This is a genomic window from Corynebacterium mustelae (genome assembly GCF_001020985.1).
GTDB lineage: Bacteria > Actinomycetota > Actinomycetes > Mycobacteriales > Mycobacteriaceae > Corynebacterium > Corynebacterium mustelae.
In genome coordinates this window covers 1,168,720-1,186,293 of record NZ_CP011542.1, presented here as the reverse complement: position 1 = coordinate 1,186,293, position 17,574 = coordinate 1,168,720, and the positions used below count along the sequence as shown (strand labels likewise).

At 53.0% G+C, this 17,574-nt stretch carries 15 protein-coding genes; 10 read left to right on the top strand and 5 right to left on the bottom strand.

The window, feature by feature from the left end:
• The first annotated feature begins 68 nt into the window (after window positions 1-68).
• From CMUST_RS05560 to CMUST_RS15875, 5 genes are all read left to right on the top strand, one after another.
• A complete protein-coding gene (locus CMUST_RS05560; RefSeq protein ID WP_047261677.1) occupies window positions 69-1,712 on the top strand; it encodes a sodium-dependent transporter in 1,644 nt (547 codons plus the stop codon).
• A complete protein-coding gene (gene metS, locus CMUST_RS05555) occupies window positions 1,709-1,906 on the top strand; it encodes a methionine/alanine import NSS transporter subunit MetS (RefSeq protein WP_047261676.1) in 198 nt (65 codons plus the stop codon). Before CMUST_RS05560 ends, metS begins: the two co-directional genes overlap by 4 nt.
• Before the next feature lie 199 nt (window positions 1,907-2,105).
• Complete coding sequence (locus CMUST_RS05550) at window positions 2,106-3,599, top strand: AI-2E family transporter (RefSeq protein ID WP_144414132.1); 1,494 nt, start codon at window positions 2,106-2,108, stop codon at window positions 3,597-3,599.
• Window positions 3,600-3,628: 29 nt separating this feature from the next.
• On the top strand, window positions 3,629-4,657 hold the full coding sequence (locus CMUST_RS05545) for a DNA recombination protein RmuC (protein ID WP_047261675.1): 1,029 nt from the start codon (window positions 3,629-3,631) through the stop codon (window positions 4,655-4,657).
• A gap of 53 nt (window positions 4,658-4,710) precedes the next feature.
• A complete protein-coding gene (locus tag CMUST_RS15875; RefSeq protein ID WP_052844549.1) occupies window positions 4,711-6,189 on the top strand; it encodes a DUF6542 domain-containing protein in 1,479 nt (492 codons plus the stop codon).
• Between the two features lie 101 nt (window positions 6,190-6,290).
• On the opposite strand, the gene CMUST_RS05535 is transcribed toward CMUST_RS15875, so the two are convergent.
• Entirely contained in the window at window positions 6,291-7,256 is a 966-nt protein-coding gene (locus CMUST_RS05535; RefSeq protein WP_047261674.1) for a 4-hydroxy-3-methylbut-2-enyl diphosphate reductase, read from the bottom strand.
• 67 nt (window positions 7,257-7,323) lie between these two features.
• Between CMUST_RS05535 and xseA the strand changes: the two genes are divergently transcribed.
• Both xseA and CMUST_RS05525 read left to right on the top strand, forming a co-directional pair.
• The gene (xseA, locus tag CMUST_RS05530) at window positions 7,324-8,556 is read left to right on the top strand and encodes an exodeoxyribonuclease VII large subunit (RefSeq protein WP_047261673.1); all 1,233 of its coding nucleotides are present in this window, start codon (window positions 7,324-7,326) and stop codon (window positions 8,554-8,556) included.
• A 38-nt stretch (window positions 8,557-8,594) separates the two neighbouring features.
• Window positions 8,595-8,837 carry an exodeoxyribonuclease VII small subunit gene (locus CMUST_RS05525; protein WP_047261672.1) on the top strand — a complete coding sequence of 81 codons (243 nt, stop codon included), beginning with the start codon at window positions 8,595-8,597 and terminating at the stop codon, window positions 8,835-8,837.
• On the opposite strand, the gene CMUST_RS05520 is transcribed toward CMUST_RS05525, so the two are convergent.
• The 3 genes from CMUST_RS05520 to CMUST_RS05510 all read right to left on the bottom strand — a co-directional run bounded on the left by CMUST_RS05520 (window position 8,838) and on the right by CMUST_RS05510 (window position 12,391).
• The gene (locus tag CMUST_RS05520; protein WP_047261671.1) at window positions 8,838-10,484 is read right to left on the bottom strand and encodes a hypothetical protein; all 1,647 of its coding nucleotides are present in this window, start codon (window positions 10,482-10,484) and stop codon (window positions 8,838-8,840) included.
• A 3-nt stretch (window positions 10,485-10,487) separates the two neighbouring features.
• Complete coding sequence (locus CMUST_RS05515; protein WP_144414131.1) at window positions 10,488-11,375, bottom strand: DUF3558 family protein; 888 nt, start codon at window positions 11,373-11,375, stop codon at window positions 10,488-10,490.
• Between the two features lie 362 nt (window positions 11,376-11,737).
• Window positions 11,738-12,391 carry a DUF4245 domain-containing protein gene (locus CMUST_RS05510; protein ID WP_236690166.1) on the bottom strand — a complete coding sequence of 218 codons (654 nt, stop codon included), beginning with the start codon at window positions 12,389-12,391 and terminating at the stop codon, window positions 11,738-11,740.
• Between the two features lie 274 nt (window positions 12,392-12,665).
• On the opposite strand from CMUST_RS05510, the gene glpX reads away from it, so the two are divergent.
• Window positions 12,666-13,673 (top strand): class II fructose-bisphosphatase, encoded by a 1,008-nt coding sequence (glpX, locus tag CMUST_RS05505; RefSeq protein WP_047261669.1) that lies wholly within the window; start codon window positions 12,666-12,668, stop codon window positions 13,671-13,673.
• 211 nt (window positions 13,674-13,884) lie between these two features.
• Complete coding sequence (locus tag CMUST_RS05500; protein WP_047261668.1) at window positions 13,885-15,279, top strand: class II fumarate hydratase; 1,395 nt, start codon at window positions 13,885-13,887, stop codon at window positions 15,277-15,279.
• An 80-nt stretch (window positions 15,280-15,359) separates the two neighbouring features.
• On the opposite strand, the gene CMUST_RS05495 is transcribed toward CMUST_RS05500, so the two are convergent.
• A complete protein-coding gene (locus CMUST_RS05495) occupies window positions 15,360-16,028 on the bottom strand; it encodes a GntR family transcriptional regulator (protein WP_158408198.1) in 669 nt (222 codons plus the stop codon).
• A 217-nt stretch (window positions 16,029-16,245) separates the two neighbouring features.
• On the opposite strand from CMUST_RS05495, the gene CMUST_RS05490 reads away from it, so the two are divergent.
• Window positions 16,246-17,499, top strand: coding sequence for an NRAMP family divalent metal transporter (locus tag CMUST_RS05490; protein ID WP_047261667.1), 1,254 nt, complete (start codon window positions 16,246-16,248; stop codon window positions 17,497-17,499).
• Window positions 17,500-17,574 lie beyond the last annotated feature (75 nt).

Genomic DNA, 17,574 nt, shown 5'->3' with positions numbered 1-17,574 from the left:
AAAGTTCCGTTCATCCTTCGATTAATCACAATTGTTCACTGCCATTTTCTTCAACGAAAGGTTGTCTCATGGCACAACAAGTCGATCCGGCGCAGCGGAGAGAGGTGTTTTCCAGCCGATGGGTCTTTATCCTCGCGGCCATTGGTTCCGCAGTGGGACTGGGAAACATTTGGCGCTTTCCGTATGTTGCCTATGAAAACGGCGGCGGCGCTTTTTTGGTTCCTTACCTCATCGCGCTGTTAACCGCAGGTATCCCATTGCTGTTTTTGGACTACGCGCTTGGCCACCGGTACCGTGGCTCCGACCCATTGATCTTTAGGCGCATCAAGCGCTGGGCCGAGCCGGTGGGCTGGATCCAGGTGGGGATTTGTTTCTTCATTACTATTTACTACGCCGCCATTATCGCGTGGGCTGGCCTTTATACCATTAAGTCTTTTAACCAGGCGTGGGGTGATGATCCCAACACCTATTTCTCTGAAGCTTTCCTCCAGTTGGATAAAAGCCAGACATTCTCCACCACGTATATCTGGGAGATTTTCATAGCCCTAGCGCTAGTCTGGGTGGCTGCGATCATCGTCTTGGCTATGGGCGTCGACTCAGGCATTGGCCGGGTGTCAAAGATTTTCATGCCGATACTTACGGTGCTTTTCATCATCGTTGTGGTGCGTGCACTGTTCTTAGATGGCGCGGTTGATGGTTTGAACGCATTCTTCACACCAAATTGGTCGGCGCTTTCTAATCCAACCGTGTGGGTGGCGGCATATGGTCAGATTTTCTTCTCTCTGTCTGTTAGCTTCGGCATCATGATGACCTACGCTTCTTACCTCAAGCCCCGCACTAACTTGACCGGAACCGGAATGGTTACTGCCTTTGCCAACTCCTCCTTTGAGGTACTGGCAGGTATCGGTGTGTTCGCGGCCTTGGGCTTCATGGCTCTGCAGCAAGGGGTAGGCGTTGATGAGGCGGCAACATCTGGCATCGGCCTTGCGTTTATCGCCTTCCCCACCATCATTAACCAAATGCCATTAGGTGGGCTGTTCGGCGTCTTGTTCTTCGGTTCACTGACAATCGCAGGTTTCACCTCGTTATTCTCCCTTTTCGAGGTTGTGGTCTCGGCTGTCAAGGACAAGCTGAACCTGCCGCGTAAGACCACCGCTATTTCGGTGGGCCTGATCATGGCGATGCTCTCGCTAGCCCTGTTTGCTTCAACGGGTGGCCTGGTTCACTTGGACATCATGGACAAGTTCACCAACAACATCGGCATCGTCGCAATCGCGCTTATTATCATCGTCGTAATTGACTGGATTCTGCGCCGCATCGATGAGGTCGCCGGACACCTCAACGTTGTTTCGTCCTTCCGGGTGGGAGTCGTGTGGCGGATCTGTGTTGTGAACATCACCACCTTGGTGTTGGGATTCACCTTGATCCAAGAGCTCATCACGTTAGTAAAGAAACCCTACGGCGACTATACCGTGGCACAGGTTGCCATTTACGGATGGGGAGTGTTGGCCTTCATTGTGGTTAGCTCGTTGATTATGAGCATGATCAAGTGGCCTACCGGTTTACCTGTCGATGGCCCTCCTGGTTCGGACTTTGGCATTGAACCAGAATTGGAGCGGTTGCCGCAGGTACCACGCCAGTTTGATCCCACTGAACGCCGCGTGGCTGGTTTCGCCATCGAGCAATACGACCGGAAGGAATTAAAGAAATGACCGGTATTGCAATAACCATGCTGATTCTGTTCATTGTTGTGGTGTGGGGCGGGTTAGCCGCGACACTGATCCACTTGCAGCGTCACCCAGATGAAATGTCAGGCCAATTCGGTGACGCAGAATTTGCTACCGATGAAGTTTTGATCGCTCAGGAAATCCGGGAAGTGGTTATAACGACAGAAGTCCGCAAGTAACAGTTAAAACTTTTCACCGCACGGGAAATGTGGCACTGTTGTGCACGGTTTCCTCGTGCGGTTTCGCTTTTCGACGCCGGTCTGGCCGCACCCCCACTGAGGGAAAGGCCGCTGCTCGTTAATTTTTTCTCCGATGGCAGTGAAAATTACTTAAGAATTTGCCAGGCGGGCAAGGCGCAACCGCCACGAGTGGCAGAAAATTTGCCACAATGATTCTGTGACTGATTTCCGCCCCACCTCGCCCGAGTTCGCCGAAGCGGCTGAAGTTTTCGAGGAGCTTCAGCCGGAAACTTCCGTGGATCACATTGACCGCGCCGAAATCATCGCCGATGGAATCCGCAGATTAGCCACGTGGTGTCTGCGGTTGCTCATTATCACCGCTGCTGCTTTTGTTTTGTGGTACGCGATTAAGCAGGTGTGGCGGGGCGCGTTGCCAGTCGTCTTAGCAATTATCGTTTGCACCGTTTTATGGCCGCCGGTAGCCGGATTACGTCGACTTGGGGTGCCACGAGCCTTGGCGTCATTGACTGCAATTCTGGGGGCGGTTGGGGCGTTTAGTGTCGTTATTTGGATGATTGCTCCCTCAGTAGGCAGGCAATCCCAGGCGCTGTATTTCCAAGCCTTTGAGGGCGTTCAACGCTTGCAATTGTGGTTGCAGGGGCCACCGTTTAATCTCGATTCGGACGACCTAGATGACAGAATTAACTCTGCCGTTCAGTGGGTACAACGCCGCACGGGCTCTATAGTCTCGGAAATCTTTTCCGGTTTAGGAATCGCCACGTCGGTGGTTGTTACGTTGGGTATCGTTTTGGTTCTTACATTCTTCTTCCTCAAAGATGGCGACCGTTTCCTCCCCTGGCTGCGCGGCATTGTCGGTAAGCGAGCAGGTTGGCATTTAACGGAATTGTGTGCCCGAGCGTGGATCACGCTAGGTGGATTTATTCGCGCTCAGGCGATTGTTTCTGCGGTGGATGCTATTTTTATCGGCATTGGGCTAATCGCCCTTGGAGTTCCGATGGCACTGGCCCTGGCAGTTTTGACGTTCCTCGGTGGCTTCATCCCGATTGTGGGTGCTTTTGTCGCAGGTACCCTGGCTGTGTTGGTGGCACTAGTGTCGCTGGGGGTAACCAAAGCAATTGCAGCATTAGCGATTGTTCTTGTGGTTCAGCAATTAGAGGGAAATATTCTGCAGCCGCTATTGCAGTCTCGGGCGTTAAACCTACACCCGGTGGTCATTTTGGTCTCAGTTACTGTAGGCGGTTCGCTGTTTTCTATTGTTGGCGCGTTTTTGGCTGTGCCGTTTGCCGCGATGGTCGCCGTCTTGTTCCGGTATCTACATGACATGACGGCGTTGCGTGCAGGCGAAAAGCAAGCAAGTGAAATTGAATTTGTTACCACAGCAGGTTCCATGAGCGGACTATGGGGTGAAGAAATTGGTCGCAAGCTGCGCGCGAAACGCATTGCCGCCTCCGATACGCTTATCGACGCCTCTTCTGACGAACATCTCGCTAATGATGTCTCTGGTTCTGGCAACGGCGGTAGCCGTTATGACCAAACTGCGACACCAGATGTGAACGGAAAGCCTGACCGGATTTCGGGCTACGGAAAGATGTCTCGTTTGGCGGTTCGGTCTGCGCAAATGCAAAATAAAACCAAACAGATGTTCGATAAGATTCGCCGTTTCCGGAACTGATGTTGGCTTGATGTGCAATTGTGTATGGCATGAATACAACCGTGCCGCTCGTTGCGTTGATCTGTTTATTAGCTGGTGGTGCTATCGGCTGGTTACTTCGCGATAGAAAACCATCTAGTTCCATGGCTGGGTCGGACCCTGCTTTTGACCCGATTTATCGGGCACTTGATTCGCTCCATTCCCAAGTGCGCGAGTTGGAGGTGGGCCGGGCAGAGGCATTCGCCACCATGTCGAGTCAGTTCCAACACATGGCTCAAGCCATGGCGCACACCAATGCCCAACTAACCCAGAACACCTCTAAGTTGGCGGCGGCACTAACAAACCCACAAGTTCGGGGCCGTTGGGGTGAGATCCAATTAGAACGAGTTGTGGAACTATCTGGAATGGTCAAGCATTGCGATTTTGAAACACAGGCGCATCGTAACCACCAAGGCACAGTTGTTCGCCCCGACATGGTGATTCATTTAAGCGGCGATCGCAATCTTATTGTTGATGCCAAGGTGCCATTTAGTGCGTATTTAGACGCTATTAATTCCGGCGACCCGGAGGAGCAACAAGGATTTCTTAATAGGCACGCTCATTTGGTTCGCGCACACATCACGGCATTATCGGGAAAGGAGTACATTTCGGCGTTTCAGCCCACTCCAGAGTTCGTCGTGATGTTCGTGCCTGCTGACCCATTTTTAGATGCGGCATTGTCAGCCGATTCAGAACTGTTAGAGTTCGCTTTTAGCCGAAATGTCATCATTGCCACCCCTACAACACTCATCGCACTACTGCGTACCGTCGCTATCACATGGCAGCAGCACTCGGTCAATGAGCGCGCGGCAACTGTGTTGCAGCTGGGGAAGGAACTTCATAGCCGACTCACGACTCTGGTAGGGCACCTTAACAAAGTCGGTCATTCGTTGGATAAAGCCAGCCAATCGTTTAATGCTGCGATGTCCTCAATGGAGTCTCGGGTTATGGTTACTGCCCGAAAGATGAGTGCGGAGGCGGGGCTGAAAAATCTACCGTCGCTTAGGCGAAGCGAAGAGTCTCCTGAAAATATTTTGTGACATTAACCTGTGTGAATGCCCCTTTTTGTTTCGAGTCGGTAACATGGGTGTTCGTGTCGAGAGTTTTGGAGAAGCACCACGCTGCGCCTAATGCCGCGCAATTCTTTGGTATTCCTCTATGGTTGTCCCTCATCATTTTGACTGGTGGACTGGCCGTAGGCTCTTTGCTGACCGTTGCTAGCGGGACCCTGGGGCTCGCTTTTGTTGTGTGTTTCGTGGTCACAGTTCTGTTTCTCTCGATTCTTACTCAGCCAAAGTCACTCTTTCTCTTAGTTGCCAGCATTCCTATCTTTTTCGCCATAGCCATCGTTCTTACCGGTTGGCTATTGGTACGCCAGGGACTGCCTAATCCCGATACACCGCTGTCGACAACACAGATCATTACTTCTGTTTACCCATTGCTTCAGCAATTCCCCGTCATCTTCGGCGCTACCGTTGGCGCTGGGCTTTTGGCAGTAATTCGACTTTTCTTACTGCGTCGGATCTCGCAACAATTGACGGATAAAACCACCCAGGAGTATCGCAAGGAAACCGAGTCAAACAGACGAAGTGCTGCCCAAGCGTCCCGAGCAAGACAGCAAACGCAACGCACCCGGGTACGCGACCACGCCACAGCCGAAACCGAAACTGTCACCGTGGAAGAATTGCTCAAACGTAATTCACAAAAACGATCAGAGAAAAAACGCGGCACAGCCGAGCGGCCAGTTTCACCGGCAGCTACCACCGTACAACCTGTGGTTCCGGACCAAAAGCCAGCCGCATCACAGCAGAAACCTGTTACCGCACATCATCCTCGCCGCGTCGCACGGGTTTCCGGTGAACGACCTACTACAACTTCCCAGCCAGGTACTGCGGCTCAGGTGCGCCGTGATCCAGCGACCCGCACGCAACCACCAACGCAACCGCGACAGCCGCAACAAGCACGCGGAGGACAACCGCAACGGCGTCGACAAGCAGCCTCCCCAGCTGCCGCCACGCCTAGCCCTCACAACGCGGCACAACAACGCGCCGAACAGCGGGCAGAGCACCGCCAACAACGTCTGCGTCGTGGCGAAGCCGCTACCCAACGTCGAAACGCACAAAGCGAGGGACGTCCTTCCCGCCGGGTTGCTGCGTCGCACCCTCCGGTCAACCGGCAGACCCCGGCAACCGAGCAACCGTCTCGGCAACGTAGTCAACAACGATCCCAGCAAAGCCAGCAGCGGGCACAACGCCCGCAGACGAATGCCGAAACCCAAGGAGGTCGCCGTCGGCTTCGCTCTGGAACGCAACCACGGCAGAATCCGGGTGTGCAGGCGCAGAATGTGCACCCGGATACCTCAGCGACTAATCCGGGGATCGGTGTAGTTGATAACGCACGAGGCCAGCACTCGCTGCGCAGCCAGTCTGAGACAAATATTCGCATTGTGAAGCAACCAGGGCAGCAACCCCGGCAATCGAACAACCGAACCCAGCAATCGACTGCTAATCACAGTTCCACCCCACGACGCAGGCGGCGGCGATCCTCGCTGAATGACGATTTGTACCGTTAAAGCCTAAATTTCGCTATTGACAATATTTAAGGTCCGAAGCAAAACAACCCCAAGAATCCCGCAGCAATCACGAAATTCTTGGGGGCTAGGTTCCACAAGTTTTAGGTTCGTGGTGGCCGTAGATCGCGTGGTAAAGCGAAGGTAATTTTTTCCGCCGCTGTCCTCACTTCTTCCACATCTGAGAATCCGCGATTTCTTAAAAATTCCAATACATCCTGTACCAAGATTTCAGGTACGGAAGCACCGGAACTTATGCCGATGGTGGATACTCCTTCTAGCCATTTTTCGTCAATTTCGTGCGCGAAATCAACAAGGTAACTCGCTTTAGCTCCTGCCTGAAGTGCCACCTCGACAAGCCGCTTAGAGTTGGAGGAATTCTGCGAGCCAACAACGATCACCAGATCGGCATTCTCGCTAATCGCCTTCACCGCCACCTGGCGGTTTTGGGTGGCATAACAAATGTCATCGCTCGGCGGGTTTTCTAATTGCGGATACTTCGCGTGCAATAGGTCCACGATCTCCATCGTTTCGTCTACTGACAGCGTGGTTTGAGATAACCAGACTAGTTTTTCTTCGTGCTGTAGAAATTCTGGAAGACTTTCCACCCCTTCGACCCCATCAACCAGATGAGTGACGTCGGGCGCTTCTCCTGCGGTGCCTTCAACTTCTTCGTGGCCTTCGTGTCCTACCAGCAAAATATGGTAGCCATCTCTAGCAAACCGCTTGGCTTCATTATGCACCTTGGTTACCAATGGACACGTTGCATCTAACGTATTGAGCTTGAGCCGTTTGGCTTCTGCATGCACAGCTGGGCTAACGCCGTGAGCAGAGAACACCAGGTGGGCACCTTCTGGCACTTCATCAGTTTCTTCAACAAAAATGGCACCACGTCGCGCTAAGCTATCGACCACGTGGCGGTTGTGAACAATCTCTTTGCGCACATACACTGGGGTGCCATACTTTTCTAACGCCCGTTCCACGGTTTCGACAGCTCGGTCTACACCAGCACAGTAGCCGCGGGGCGCAGCGAGGAGCACCTTTTTGTTGGTCTCTACAGGGGAAGTCATGGGTTCAAGCTTAAACTACTTTGTAGACAAGCCAAATACTTAAAGATCAGATGGGACATGGGTTTCTATGCAGACTTCCCCCGACGAAGCGTGGTGCGTGAGCGAACTCAACGCCAAAGTTAAGGGTTGGATTGAACGGCTAGGCCAAGTGTGGGTTGAGGGCCAAGTCACACAATTTAAAGTCAATCCCCGCTGGAAATTCGCCTATCTCACCCTCCGGGACACCGAAGTAGAAGCAAGCGTTCAAGTCACTTGCCCCCAAACATTACTTAGTAATCCAGCCACGCCAATCCGCGAGGGCGACCGGGTGGTCATGCTGGGCAAACCAGCTTTCTACGAGGGGCGTGGCGCGTTTTCGCTGTGGGTGACAGAAATACGGCCGGTGGGAATCGGAGCTATGTTGGCCAAGATTGAACAGTTGCGGCAGCAACTTGCTTCGGAAGGACTTTTCGACGCCGACCGTAAGCAACCTCTGCCGTTTCTACCGCACACAATCGGGTTGATTACCGGCCGAGGTTCCGCAGCAGAACGAGACGTGCTATCAGTTGCCGAATCCAGATGGCCGGAAGTCAAGTTTCGAGTAATTAACACCGCAGTTCAAGGTGCAAAGGCGGTGCCCGAGGTTATCGCCGCACTTGAAAAATTAGATGCCGATCCAGCGGTAGATGTAATTATCATCGCCCGTGGTGGCGGTTCCGTGGAGGATCTACTGCCGTTTTCGGAGGAAGCTCTCCAGCGGGCTGTGGCGCAGACACGCACACCGGTGGTTTCGGCTATTGGGCACGAACCCGATAATCCGATTCTGGATAACGTGGCAGATCTACGTGCCGCCACCCCAACCGACGCTGCCAAACGAGTCGTTCCGGATGTGGTGGCGGAACGAAATGTAATCGCAGAGCTTCGCTCACGCTGCCAGGTAGCATTACGCAGCTGGCTCCAACGCGAGCAACAACAACTGGCGGCAATCAGATCCCGCCCAGTGCTGGCAGACCCCCATACGACGCTTAGTGTGCGGCGGGAGGAAATTCTGCGCACTATCACCGCTATTCGACGTGAGGTTCGCCACCTCATTGCAACAGAAACCCACCATATTTCCGGGCTTCGTAGCCAAGTAGCAGCGCTTGGTCCAGCCGCCACCCTGGCACGAGGTTATGCGGTGGTTCAGGTAATCCCTCGGGATGGCCGCCCCCCGGAGGTAGTGACCACCATCGAACAATCACCACCTGGAAGCCAATTACGAATCCGCGTGGCCGATGGCTCCATCACTGCTGCTGCCATGCAAACCCACCCTGCGGATTAACCCGAATACTCTCCAACGTTTGAAGGAAAAACACGATCATGAGCACTGATGTTTTTGGACAAGGCACCGGAGAAAACGCCTTCTCCCCCATTTCAGAATTAAGCTACGAACAGGCCAGAGATGAATTAGCAGAGATTGTCCGTATCTTGGAACTAGGCCAGATGGGGTTAGACGAATCACTAAAATACTGGGAACGCGGCGAAGCGCTGGCCAAGCGCTGTGAAGAGTACCTGGCAGGAGCGTCGAAGCGCATTGATGATGCACTCGACTCAACCAATTGATTATTCGCGTACCCAGTTTCCGATGACGCCTGGGATTACTTTGGGTTGGTCGCCCAACAACGCTTTAAGGTTGGTGTCTCGTTCAACACTCGCAGTAATACCCCGTATCGGCTTTTTACGTTTACGCTGATTGTCATTATTAGTGTTTTGCCCACCGATCGGTGCACCTATCATCGGGGTACCAGTACGCCCGCCACTGTTGGTCGTTCCGGTGGTTGGCTTCACACCACCTGCCCCGGTGCCACCGCTGCCGGTTGCGTTTGGGGTTTTTGGTGCTGCACCAACCCCACTACCAGCACCGAAGCCATGGCCACCACTGCCACCGGTGCCGAATCCACGGCCACCAGCACCACCGGTTCCGCCTCGCATGCCAGACGAACCAACCCCACCGGCCATACCGTAACCACCGAGTCCGTTCATACCGGCACCCATACTGGTACCAGTGGTACTACGACCACCACTGGTAGCGGAGTGCCCGTGGCGGAACCCACCAGACGCAGGAACACTCCCACCACTGATACCACCAGACATACCTGGGGTGAGTCCACTAAACACCGGCGCATGTGCCGACACACCGGAACCACCCGGTCCTGCTCCAGTAGGAAGCCCGGTGACCGGTGGCATACCCGATACCGGTGCTGCCGGTGCACCCACCCCACCACCAGCAACAGGCAGTGTTGCAGTTGATGCTGCCTGCGTGCCCATACCCGCCGGACTCAGCGTATTCGTAGTCGGTGCAGATGGTGCACCAGTAGAATCCGACCCGATCGTGGCACTACCACCACCAACACCAGCACTGTTATCAATCATGAGGTTTCTAATTACCGGTACCGCTTGAGATAACGCACCACTATATACCCCATGAAATGCCGCCAGATACAACTTCTCTGCGGCTTCTTTCTCCGCAGGATTCGCAATAGCCTGCAACGCAGACAACGCTTGGGATGCTTGAGTGTGAAAATGCGGAGCAATCGTCGACAACACCCCCACCGACCTCGCCATCTCTGTGGCGTTCGCGGCGAAATACATAGCTTTCGCCGCAGTAGCCTTCATCCCAGCAGTCGCCCGCAACACCGCAACCCCCTGATTCTGCGCTGATAACTGGGACGCAATACCTTCTAACTGTGTCGCGATACTTGTTGCTTGCGTCGCCATCGACTGCCAATCTGTCGCGGCTTGAGCAGCCTGACCCGACTGCGTTGCACCCAACTGCGCCACCAATGTTTCCAACGACACCGACGGAACCGGCGCAGGTGGGAGGAATGGGAAATCCGCAAACGACGCCGCCGGTTTCGACGCGAACTCCGCAACATCCTGCTCAAACGTCCCACCCGAATCAGCGGTATCCAACCCACGCGATAACGCAAGATCATGGCCAGTAAACGCCACATGATTCAACCGCAGGTTCATCCCCAACCACTCCACCAAATCCCGGAAACTCGCCAACACATCCCGGGCACTACCCGCACCACCTTGAATCACCTGCGCATGATTAAGTCCTAATTCGTGCAACCCGGACAATGATGAAAACGCACCACTCAACGTGGCTCGAAGCGCAATACCGTAAGTTTCTTTGGCATTAAGTTGAGCATTTTTGATGCCGTTAAATGCACTTTCAAATGATGCTGAATTTATCAACATAGACATTGATTATCCTTTCAGAGCAAAGATTTTTTGCAACATATCTACTGCTTCCTGACAGGACATTTCGGGTGTTATCCCGTGGACCAAGTTTGATCCTGATGCCGTGAGACTTATCCGTCCTCGGTTCGTCGACACAGCTATAGTGCAATCCAACTCATCATCTTTGTCGGAAAGCCTATGCTGATACCAATGCTCCGGGAGTGCTACTAACGGTCGATCGACAATTAGATCCAATGACTCAATATGCTCATAAGTAACGACATCAGTTGAAATCGTAAAACCAAAATCACTTTTGGACACGTCTATCGGATTTACCGCGCAGACTGCAAAATCTTTGCGCGCCGTGTGGGAAACATCCCAAATAGTTAGTCCGAATTGCTCATATTGTTCTTTGGTTACTTCCCCGCAGGGATCAAAAACCGTTAAATTAGGATCGGTCGGGTCAAACGTTCCAGTACCAGCTTCCAACACCTCACCAAGCGTTTTCGGTTCAGCCACCTGCGATGACGCTGGTAGTTGTTGGGATTGCGGCTGGTTTTTAACAGCCAAGTACTGAGCCAAAGGCGTAGATAACCCGCAGCCAGAAAGCAGAAAGACACAACACACCACAACCGCAGACACGGTACAGCGTGCTGAACGAGCCGTTATCTGATCAGGCAGAGTCCTGGCACACATTGACATTTTCTCGACCATTTCCTCAAAACCGCCTTTCAACGCCACTGACAACCAGTGTAAAACCAAATAGACAACCTGCTCTATAGAGTTAGACTCACCCACCACCCCAACCGGTTCCATAAAAAACACCGCCACCCCCAAACAGGTAAACCCCCACCAATTCTTCAAGTCGGAGAATCCACCCACCACACCCCAAAAACCCAAGAAACAACCAAGCATTAATCCAAATCCCCGACTTCCAAAAACCAGCACAACAACCCCAACCCACACGCCACGCTGGTAGCGTCGACAAGCACCCACGCACTTATACAAGTCGGAGATTTACCCACAACCCGGCATCAACCCCAGGAACGAACCAACTGCCGCCCACAATCCCCGACTTCCAAGAAACCGGCACAACAACCCCACCCCACACGCCACGCTGGCGGCGTCGACAAGCACCCACACACTTCTACAAACCTGACTCCCGCCCCAGCTAAACCCCCGAATTCATGAAGTAAAAACGTTTTGGGCCCATGTGAAACTTGTTACGCCACAATAGAGCGTAAGCAATGGTGCAACGGGTAGCGGCAGTGGAAACGTTAAAGTTGTTTTTTGATTGGTTCAGAAGCAATCGTGCGACTGATCAGATCGTCGAATTGCTCTTTGGTAGCAGCACCGGTTACTAGCAGGCGCACATCGCCTAAATCAGCCACCCTTATGTCGCGCACATCGGCGTCCTCGGATGCATAGCGGGAGACCGCCACCCCATCAACGTCGTAAGTTTCCACTAGTTCCCGGAAATTATTATCAGCCCCGGTCACAGCTTTATCTGCCGGAACATCGGTTTGAGTTAATTGTACGTAGCCGTCTTTGCCAATCACCCACCCCACGATCGGTGCGGGTTGTCCATCAACCGCGCCACGACGCGCGGAGTTGGCTACCCACCCGGCTGGCACCTCCGGCAACCGCAGCGGGAAATTCATGGCGCGGGCTTCAAGATCGAAAAACGCCGCCGCGTCGACTTTGTTTATCTGAACGTTTTCCGCTGTATCCCGACCATAACTGCACATTCCGGTAAAAGCCACCGAGACGATCATTACCGCCAACACCGCCGCCAACGATAATGCGATGTCGCGTCCGCTTTGAAAGATCCTTGGTTTTTCTTCAGCCACGGCGACCAGTATCGCACGAATCGCGCTGCAACGGGGAGTCGCATGGCATTGTGTTGTGCCCATCTGAGTTTTTTGCGTCATGGTATAAAAACGGTTTGGGGTTGTATAGCAGTGGTACACCGCCTGGAGATCCTGGTGGCGAATCACACCGAATCCGGACACGGAATAATTACATTCGGATAAAAATACACAGCAAATAGTGGTATAAAACACCCCAGCTGCCCCAATTTGGGTGACTATTTCCCACACGGGCTGTGCCTAAAGTGGAAGAATGATAGACGGATTTTGGTTTCTTTTTCCAATTTCTGTGTTTTTACAATCTGCCCGCGTTTGCTATAAGGAGGCTTAACGCCCCATGTCTGACTTGCACTATGATGTTCCCGACCGCAACCTCGCCCTTGAACTTGTCCGCGTCACCGAAGCTGCCGCATTAGCGAGCGGCCGGTGGGTAGGCCGAGGACAGAAAAATGAAGGCGACGGCGCAGCTGTGGACGCCATGCGCAAACTCATCAACTCGGTTCACATGAACGGTGTCGTCGTTATTGGTGAAGGTGAAAAAGACGAAGCCCCGATGCTGTTCAATGGTGAACACGTAGGCACCGGTGACGGTGCGGAAGTAGACATCGCGGTTGACCCTATTGATGGAACATCACTCATGGCTGAAGGCCGCCCCAACGCTATTTCCGTTCTCGCGGCAGCCGAACGCGGCACTATGTTTGACCCCTCTGCTGTGTTTTATATGAATAAGATCGCCGTCGGTCCGGAGGCTGTTGGCTGTATCGACATCAATGCCCCCGTTGAACACAATATTCGGGCGGTTGCTAAGGCGAAAGGCATTTCACATTCCGACGTAACCGTGGTGGTGCTGGATCGGCCACGTCACGCGGAGTTGATTTCTGATATCCGCACGGCTGGCGCCAAAGTTCGGCTCATTCGTGACGGTGACGTGGCTGGCGCTGTAGCCACAGCCCAGGACAATAACTCGGTAGACATCATGATGGGTATTGGTGGCACCCCGGAGGGAATTATTACCGCTTGTGCCATGAAGTGCATGGGCGGTGAGATACAGGGTGTTTTGGCACCAAAAGACGAGGCAGAGGCAGAAAAAGCGCGGGCAGCTGGCCATGATCTCGGGCGGGTACTTTCGACCAACGATCTTGTAAGTTCCGATAACTGTTATTTCGTAGCCACTGGTGTGACCAATGGTGATATGTTGCGCGGTGTTTCCTATCGCAAGAACGGCGCCACCACCCGGTCGCTAGTGATGCGGTCAAAGTCCGGCACAGTTCGGTTCATTGAATCGGTGCACAAGCTGGCTAAATTACAGGAATACGCCGTGGTGGATTATTCCCCGAAGGGTTAATCGGTGTGTCATCCGAGTAGAAAATACTAAGCCCGCTCTTTTAAAAAGATAAAGAGCGGGCTTATGCCATAAAAGTGATTCAGCGCACGTGTGAAAGATTGTTACCCCCTTTGCCACATTGCGGCGAGTTTTTGGTACATACTAAGGGGTAGTGCTTTTCTGGCACCTTGTTTTGTACACCTCTTTCACACCTAAAGGTTGGACAACGTTTATGACTGAGTACCGCATTGAACACGACACCATGGGCGAAGTAAAAGTTCCGGTGAACGCGCTATGGCGTGCGCAAACCCAACGAGCTGTTGAAAACTTCCCGATTTCTGGCCGTGGTCTCGAAGCCGCTCAGATCCGTGCAATGGGTCTGCTCAAGGCTGCCTGTGCACAGGTAAACAAGGATCGTGGTTTGCTCCCCGCTGAGCAGGCTGATGCCATCATCGCCGCAGCTAAAGAGATTGCCGATGGTAAGCATAACGCCGAATTCCCCATTGATGTTTTCCAGACTGGCTCGGGCACTTCCTCCAATATGAACACCAACGAGGTTATCGCCTCTATCGCCAAGGCAAATGGTGTTGAGGTTCACCCGAATGACCATGTAAACATGGGACAGTCTTCAAACGATACTTTCCCAACCGCCACCCACGTTGCCGCCACCGAGGCCGCCATTAAGGATCTCATCCCCGGTTTGAAGGTGCTGCATGCATCTTTGGAAAAGAAGGCGCAAGAGTGGAAAGAAGTAGTAAAGTCCGGCCGCACCCACTTGATGGATGCTGTCCCGGTAACCCTTGGCCAAGAGTTTGGTGGCTATGCTCGCCAAATCGCCGCTGGCATTGAGCGCATTGAGGCATGCCTGCCTCGTCTTGGCGAGCTGCCTATCGGTGGTACTGCAGTGGGTACTGGCCTTAACACCCCTGCTGATTTCGGCGCCAAGGTCACCGCTGAATTGGTTAAGCTCACCGGTGTTGAGGAGCTGAAGGAATGTGTCAACCACTTCGAGGCTCAGGCTAACCGCGACGGCTTGGTGGAATTCTCCGGTGCTATGCGTACCGTAGCTGTTTCCTTGAATAAGATCGCCAACGACATCCGCTGGATGGGTTCCGGCCCGCTAACTGGTTTGGCGGAGATCCACTTGCCTGATCTACAGCCAGGTTCTTCCATCATGCCGGGTAAGGTCAACCCAGTTCTGTGCGAGACCGCCACCCAGGTCGCAGCCCAGGTTATCGGCAACGACGCCGCGGTTGCTTTCGCTGGTTCCCAGGGCCACTTTGAACTCAATGTTTTCATTCCAGTTATGGCTCGTAACGTGTTGGAGTCCGCAACACTTCTGGCCAACACCGCTCGGGTCTTTGCTGAAAAGCTTGTCGACGGCATCGAGCCTAACGTCGAACGGATGAAGACCTTGGCTGAGTCCTCCCCATCGATTGTTACCCCGCTGAATTCCGCAATCGGCTATGAAAACGCAGCAAAGGTTGCTAAGACCGCGCTGAAGGAAGGCAAGACCATCCGCCAGACGGTTATCGATATGGGCTTCGTTGATGGTGAAAAACTCACCGAAGAAGAGCTTGATAAGCGCCTTGACGTTTTGGCGATGGCCAATACTGACCGTGACTAATCTAGTCGTTTAACAAATGGAGGATGGTTTAACCATCCTCCATTTGTTTTTGGTAACACCACGAATATGTGTGGATTTCGTTATTGTTTTTCCGCAAGAAGTTTCGCCATATTAGCTTGAGAACGGTTGAGGTATTGCTCTAACGAGATGACCGCAGCTGATAAACTTCCGCGTTCGATCTGCTCCAACATTCGTTTATTATCGCGAATGAACGGCACATGGACTTTGTCTTCTTGGCCGGATGTCATGAACACTAATCGGGATTGAGCCAGAATGGTTCGCCCTAGTCTAGTCATGCGGCTATTGCCACCGGAACTGAAAATAGCCATGTGGAAGTGGTTATTGGCTATAGCCAACGCATTCCAATCCTGGTTGGCCATTGCTTGGTCAGCATCAAGGCAGGATTGCCGCATCGCGGCGATGCAACTCGCGGTGGCATCAGGGTCGGATCCGATGTGGCGCAGACAAGCAGCCTCGCACATGCGTCGAAAAGTGTAGAGGTCCTCCAAATCTGCAACAGTGAATGCTCGCACGAACACCCCTCGATTCGGGCGGTGAATCAGTAATCCTTCTTGTATAAGCAGTCGAAATGCCTCGCGGAGAGTATTACGGGAAACTCCATATTTTTCACTTGCCGCCATTTCCGATAATTGTTGATCAGGCCGATACACCCCTTCCAGGATCTCTTTACTGATGTGGCGATAAAGCTGGTCGGCTGCGGAACGGATTTTATGCGGAAAGTGATTCATGATCATTGTGTGCAAAGAATGGTGGGGCAATGCTGATATGGCTTTGGTTTTCCAGTGTACGCCACACCCCCGTTCGCCCCCTACACCAGCCCCCACCTTCATGTAAGCCCGATCACTTTATGGGAGTATTGTGCCAACCGCCACTTATGGTATAGATTTCCGTTGATCCCAAAAACCACAGATTGTTAAACAATCTTCGTCAAGGAAAGAGCTCCGTATGGCAGATACTTCCCCGCCGCCAACCACCAACCCATCTTTAGCGGAAGCAACCGCCAAAGCCTCCACCCGCAGCGCTCTCATCGGCGCGATCTTCCTCATGGCAACCAGCGCCATTGGCCCGGGTTTCCTCACTCAGACCGCGACTTTCACCAGCAAAATGGGTGCCGCGTTCGCCTTCGCGATCGTGGTATCCATCGTGCTTGATATTGCCATTCAAATGAATGTCTGGCGAGTGATCGGAATTTCTGGCATGCGAGCACAGCAGCTGGGCAACCGAGTAATTCCTGGTCTTGGGTATTTCCTTGCGGCCTTGATCGCGATCGGCGGCTTGGTCTTTAATATCGGAAACATCGCAGGTGGCGGTTTGGGGCTCAATGCGCTCATGGGCTTGGATGCCAAGATTGGCGGCGTTATCACCGCATTAATCGCCATCGCTATTTTCTTGTTTAAACAATTGGGTGCTGCCTTAGACAAGATCCTTGTCGTGCTTGGTATCGCAATGATGGCGCTTACTCTTTATGTTGCCGTAGTATCACAACCGCCAATAGGCGAGGCATTACGCAATTCGGTGCTACCAGACGATATTGATTGGGTGGTGATCACCACGCTGGTCGGAGGAACCGTTGGCGGCTATATCACTTACGCCGGTGCACACCGAATGCTAGATTCTGGCAAAACTGGAATCGAACACGTCAAGAGCGTCACTACTTCTTCAATCACCGGTATTTTACTAACCGGAATAATGCGGGTTGTTTTGTTCCTTGCGGTGTTGGGGGTGGTTGTTGGTGGAGTCATGCTCGACCCGGCTGGAAATCCAGCAGCCCAAGCATTCGAAGCCGCCGCTGGCGAAATAGGACTACGGCTGTTCGGCATTGTTCTATGGGCAGCAGCCCTAAGTTCCGTCATTGGCGCAAGTTACACCTCAGCGACCTTCCTGGTACCCAATACACCGGAGAAGAAACGCCTGCAATCCATCATCACCATCATCTTCATCGTTATCTCCTGCACCGCTTTCGTAGCAGTCGGCACTGCACCAGCGTTGCTCCTAGTCTTTGCGGGTGCATTTAACGGTTTGGTTCTACCAATAGGTTTCACCCTAATCGTCTATATTGCGGCGTTTCGCTCGACAGATCTTCTACACGGTTACCGCTATCCCCGCTGGCTTATTGTTGTGGGGGCAATCGCGGCTATCGTTGCATGGTGGTTGGCGTGGCAGTCCTTTGAAAAAGTATTCGCATTGCTTGGCAGCTGATCCGAAACCACACGCGTGCCTCTTTTTGCCGTAGTTTTTTTACACAGTAATAACGGCACCGTGTGACAAAGCACC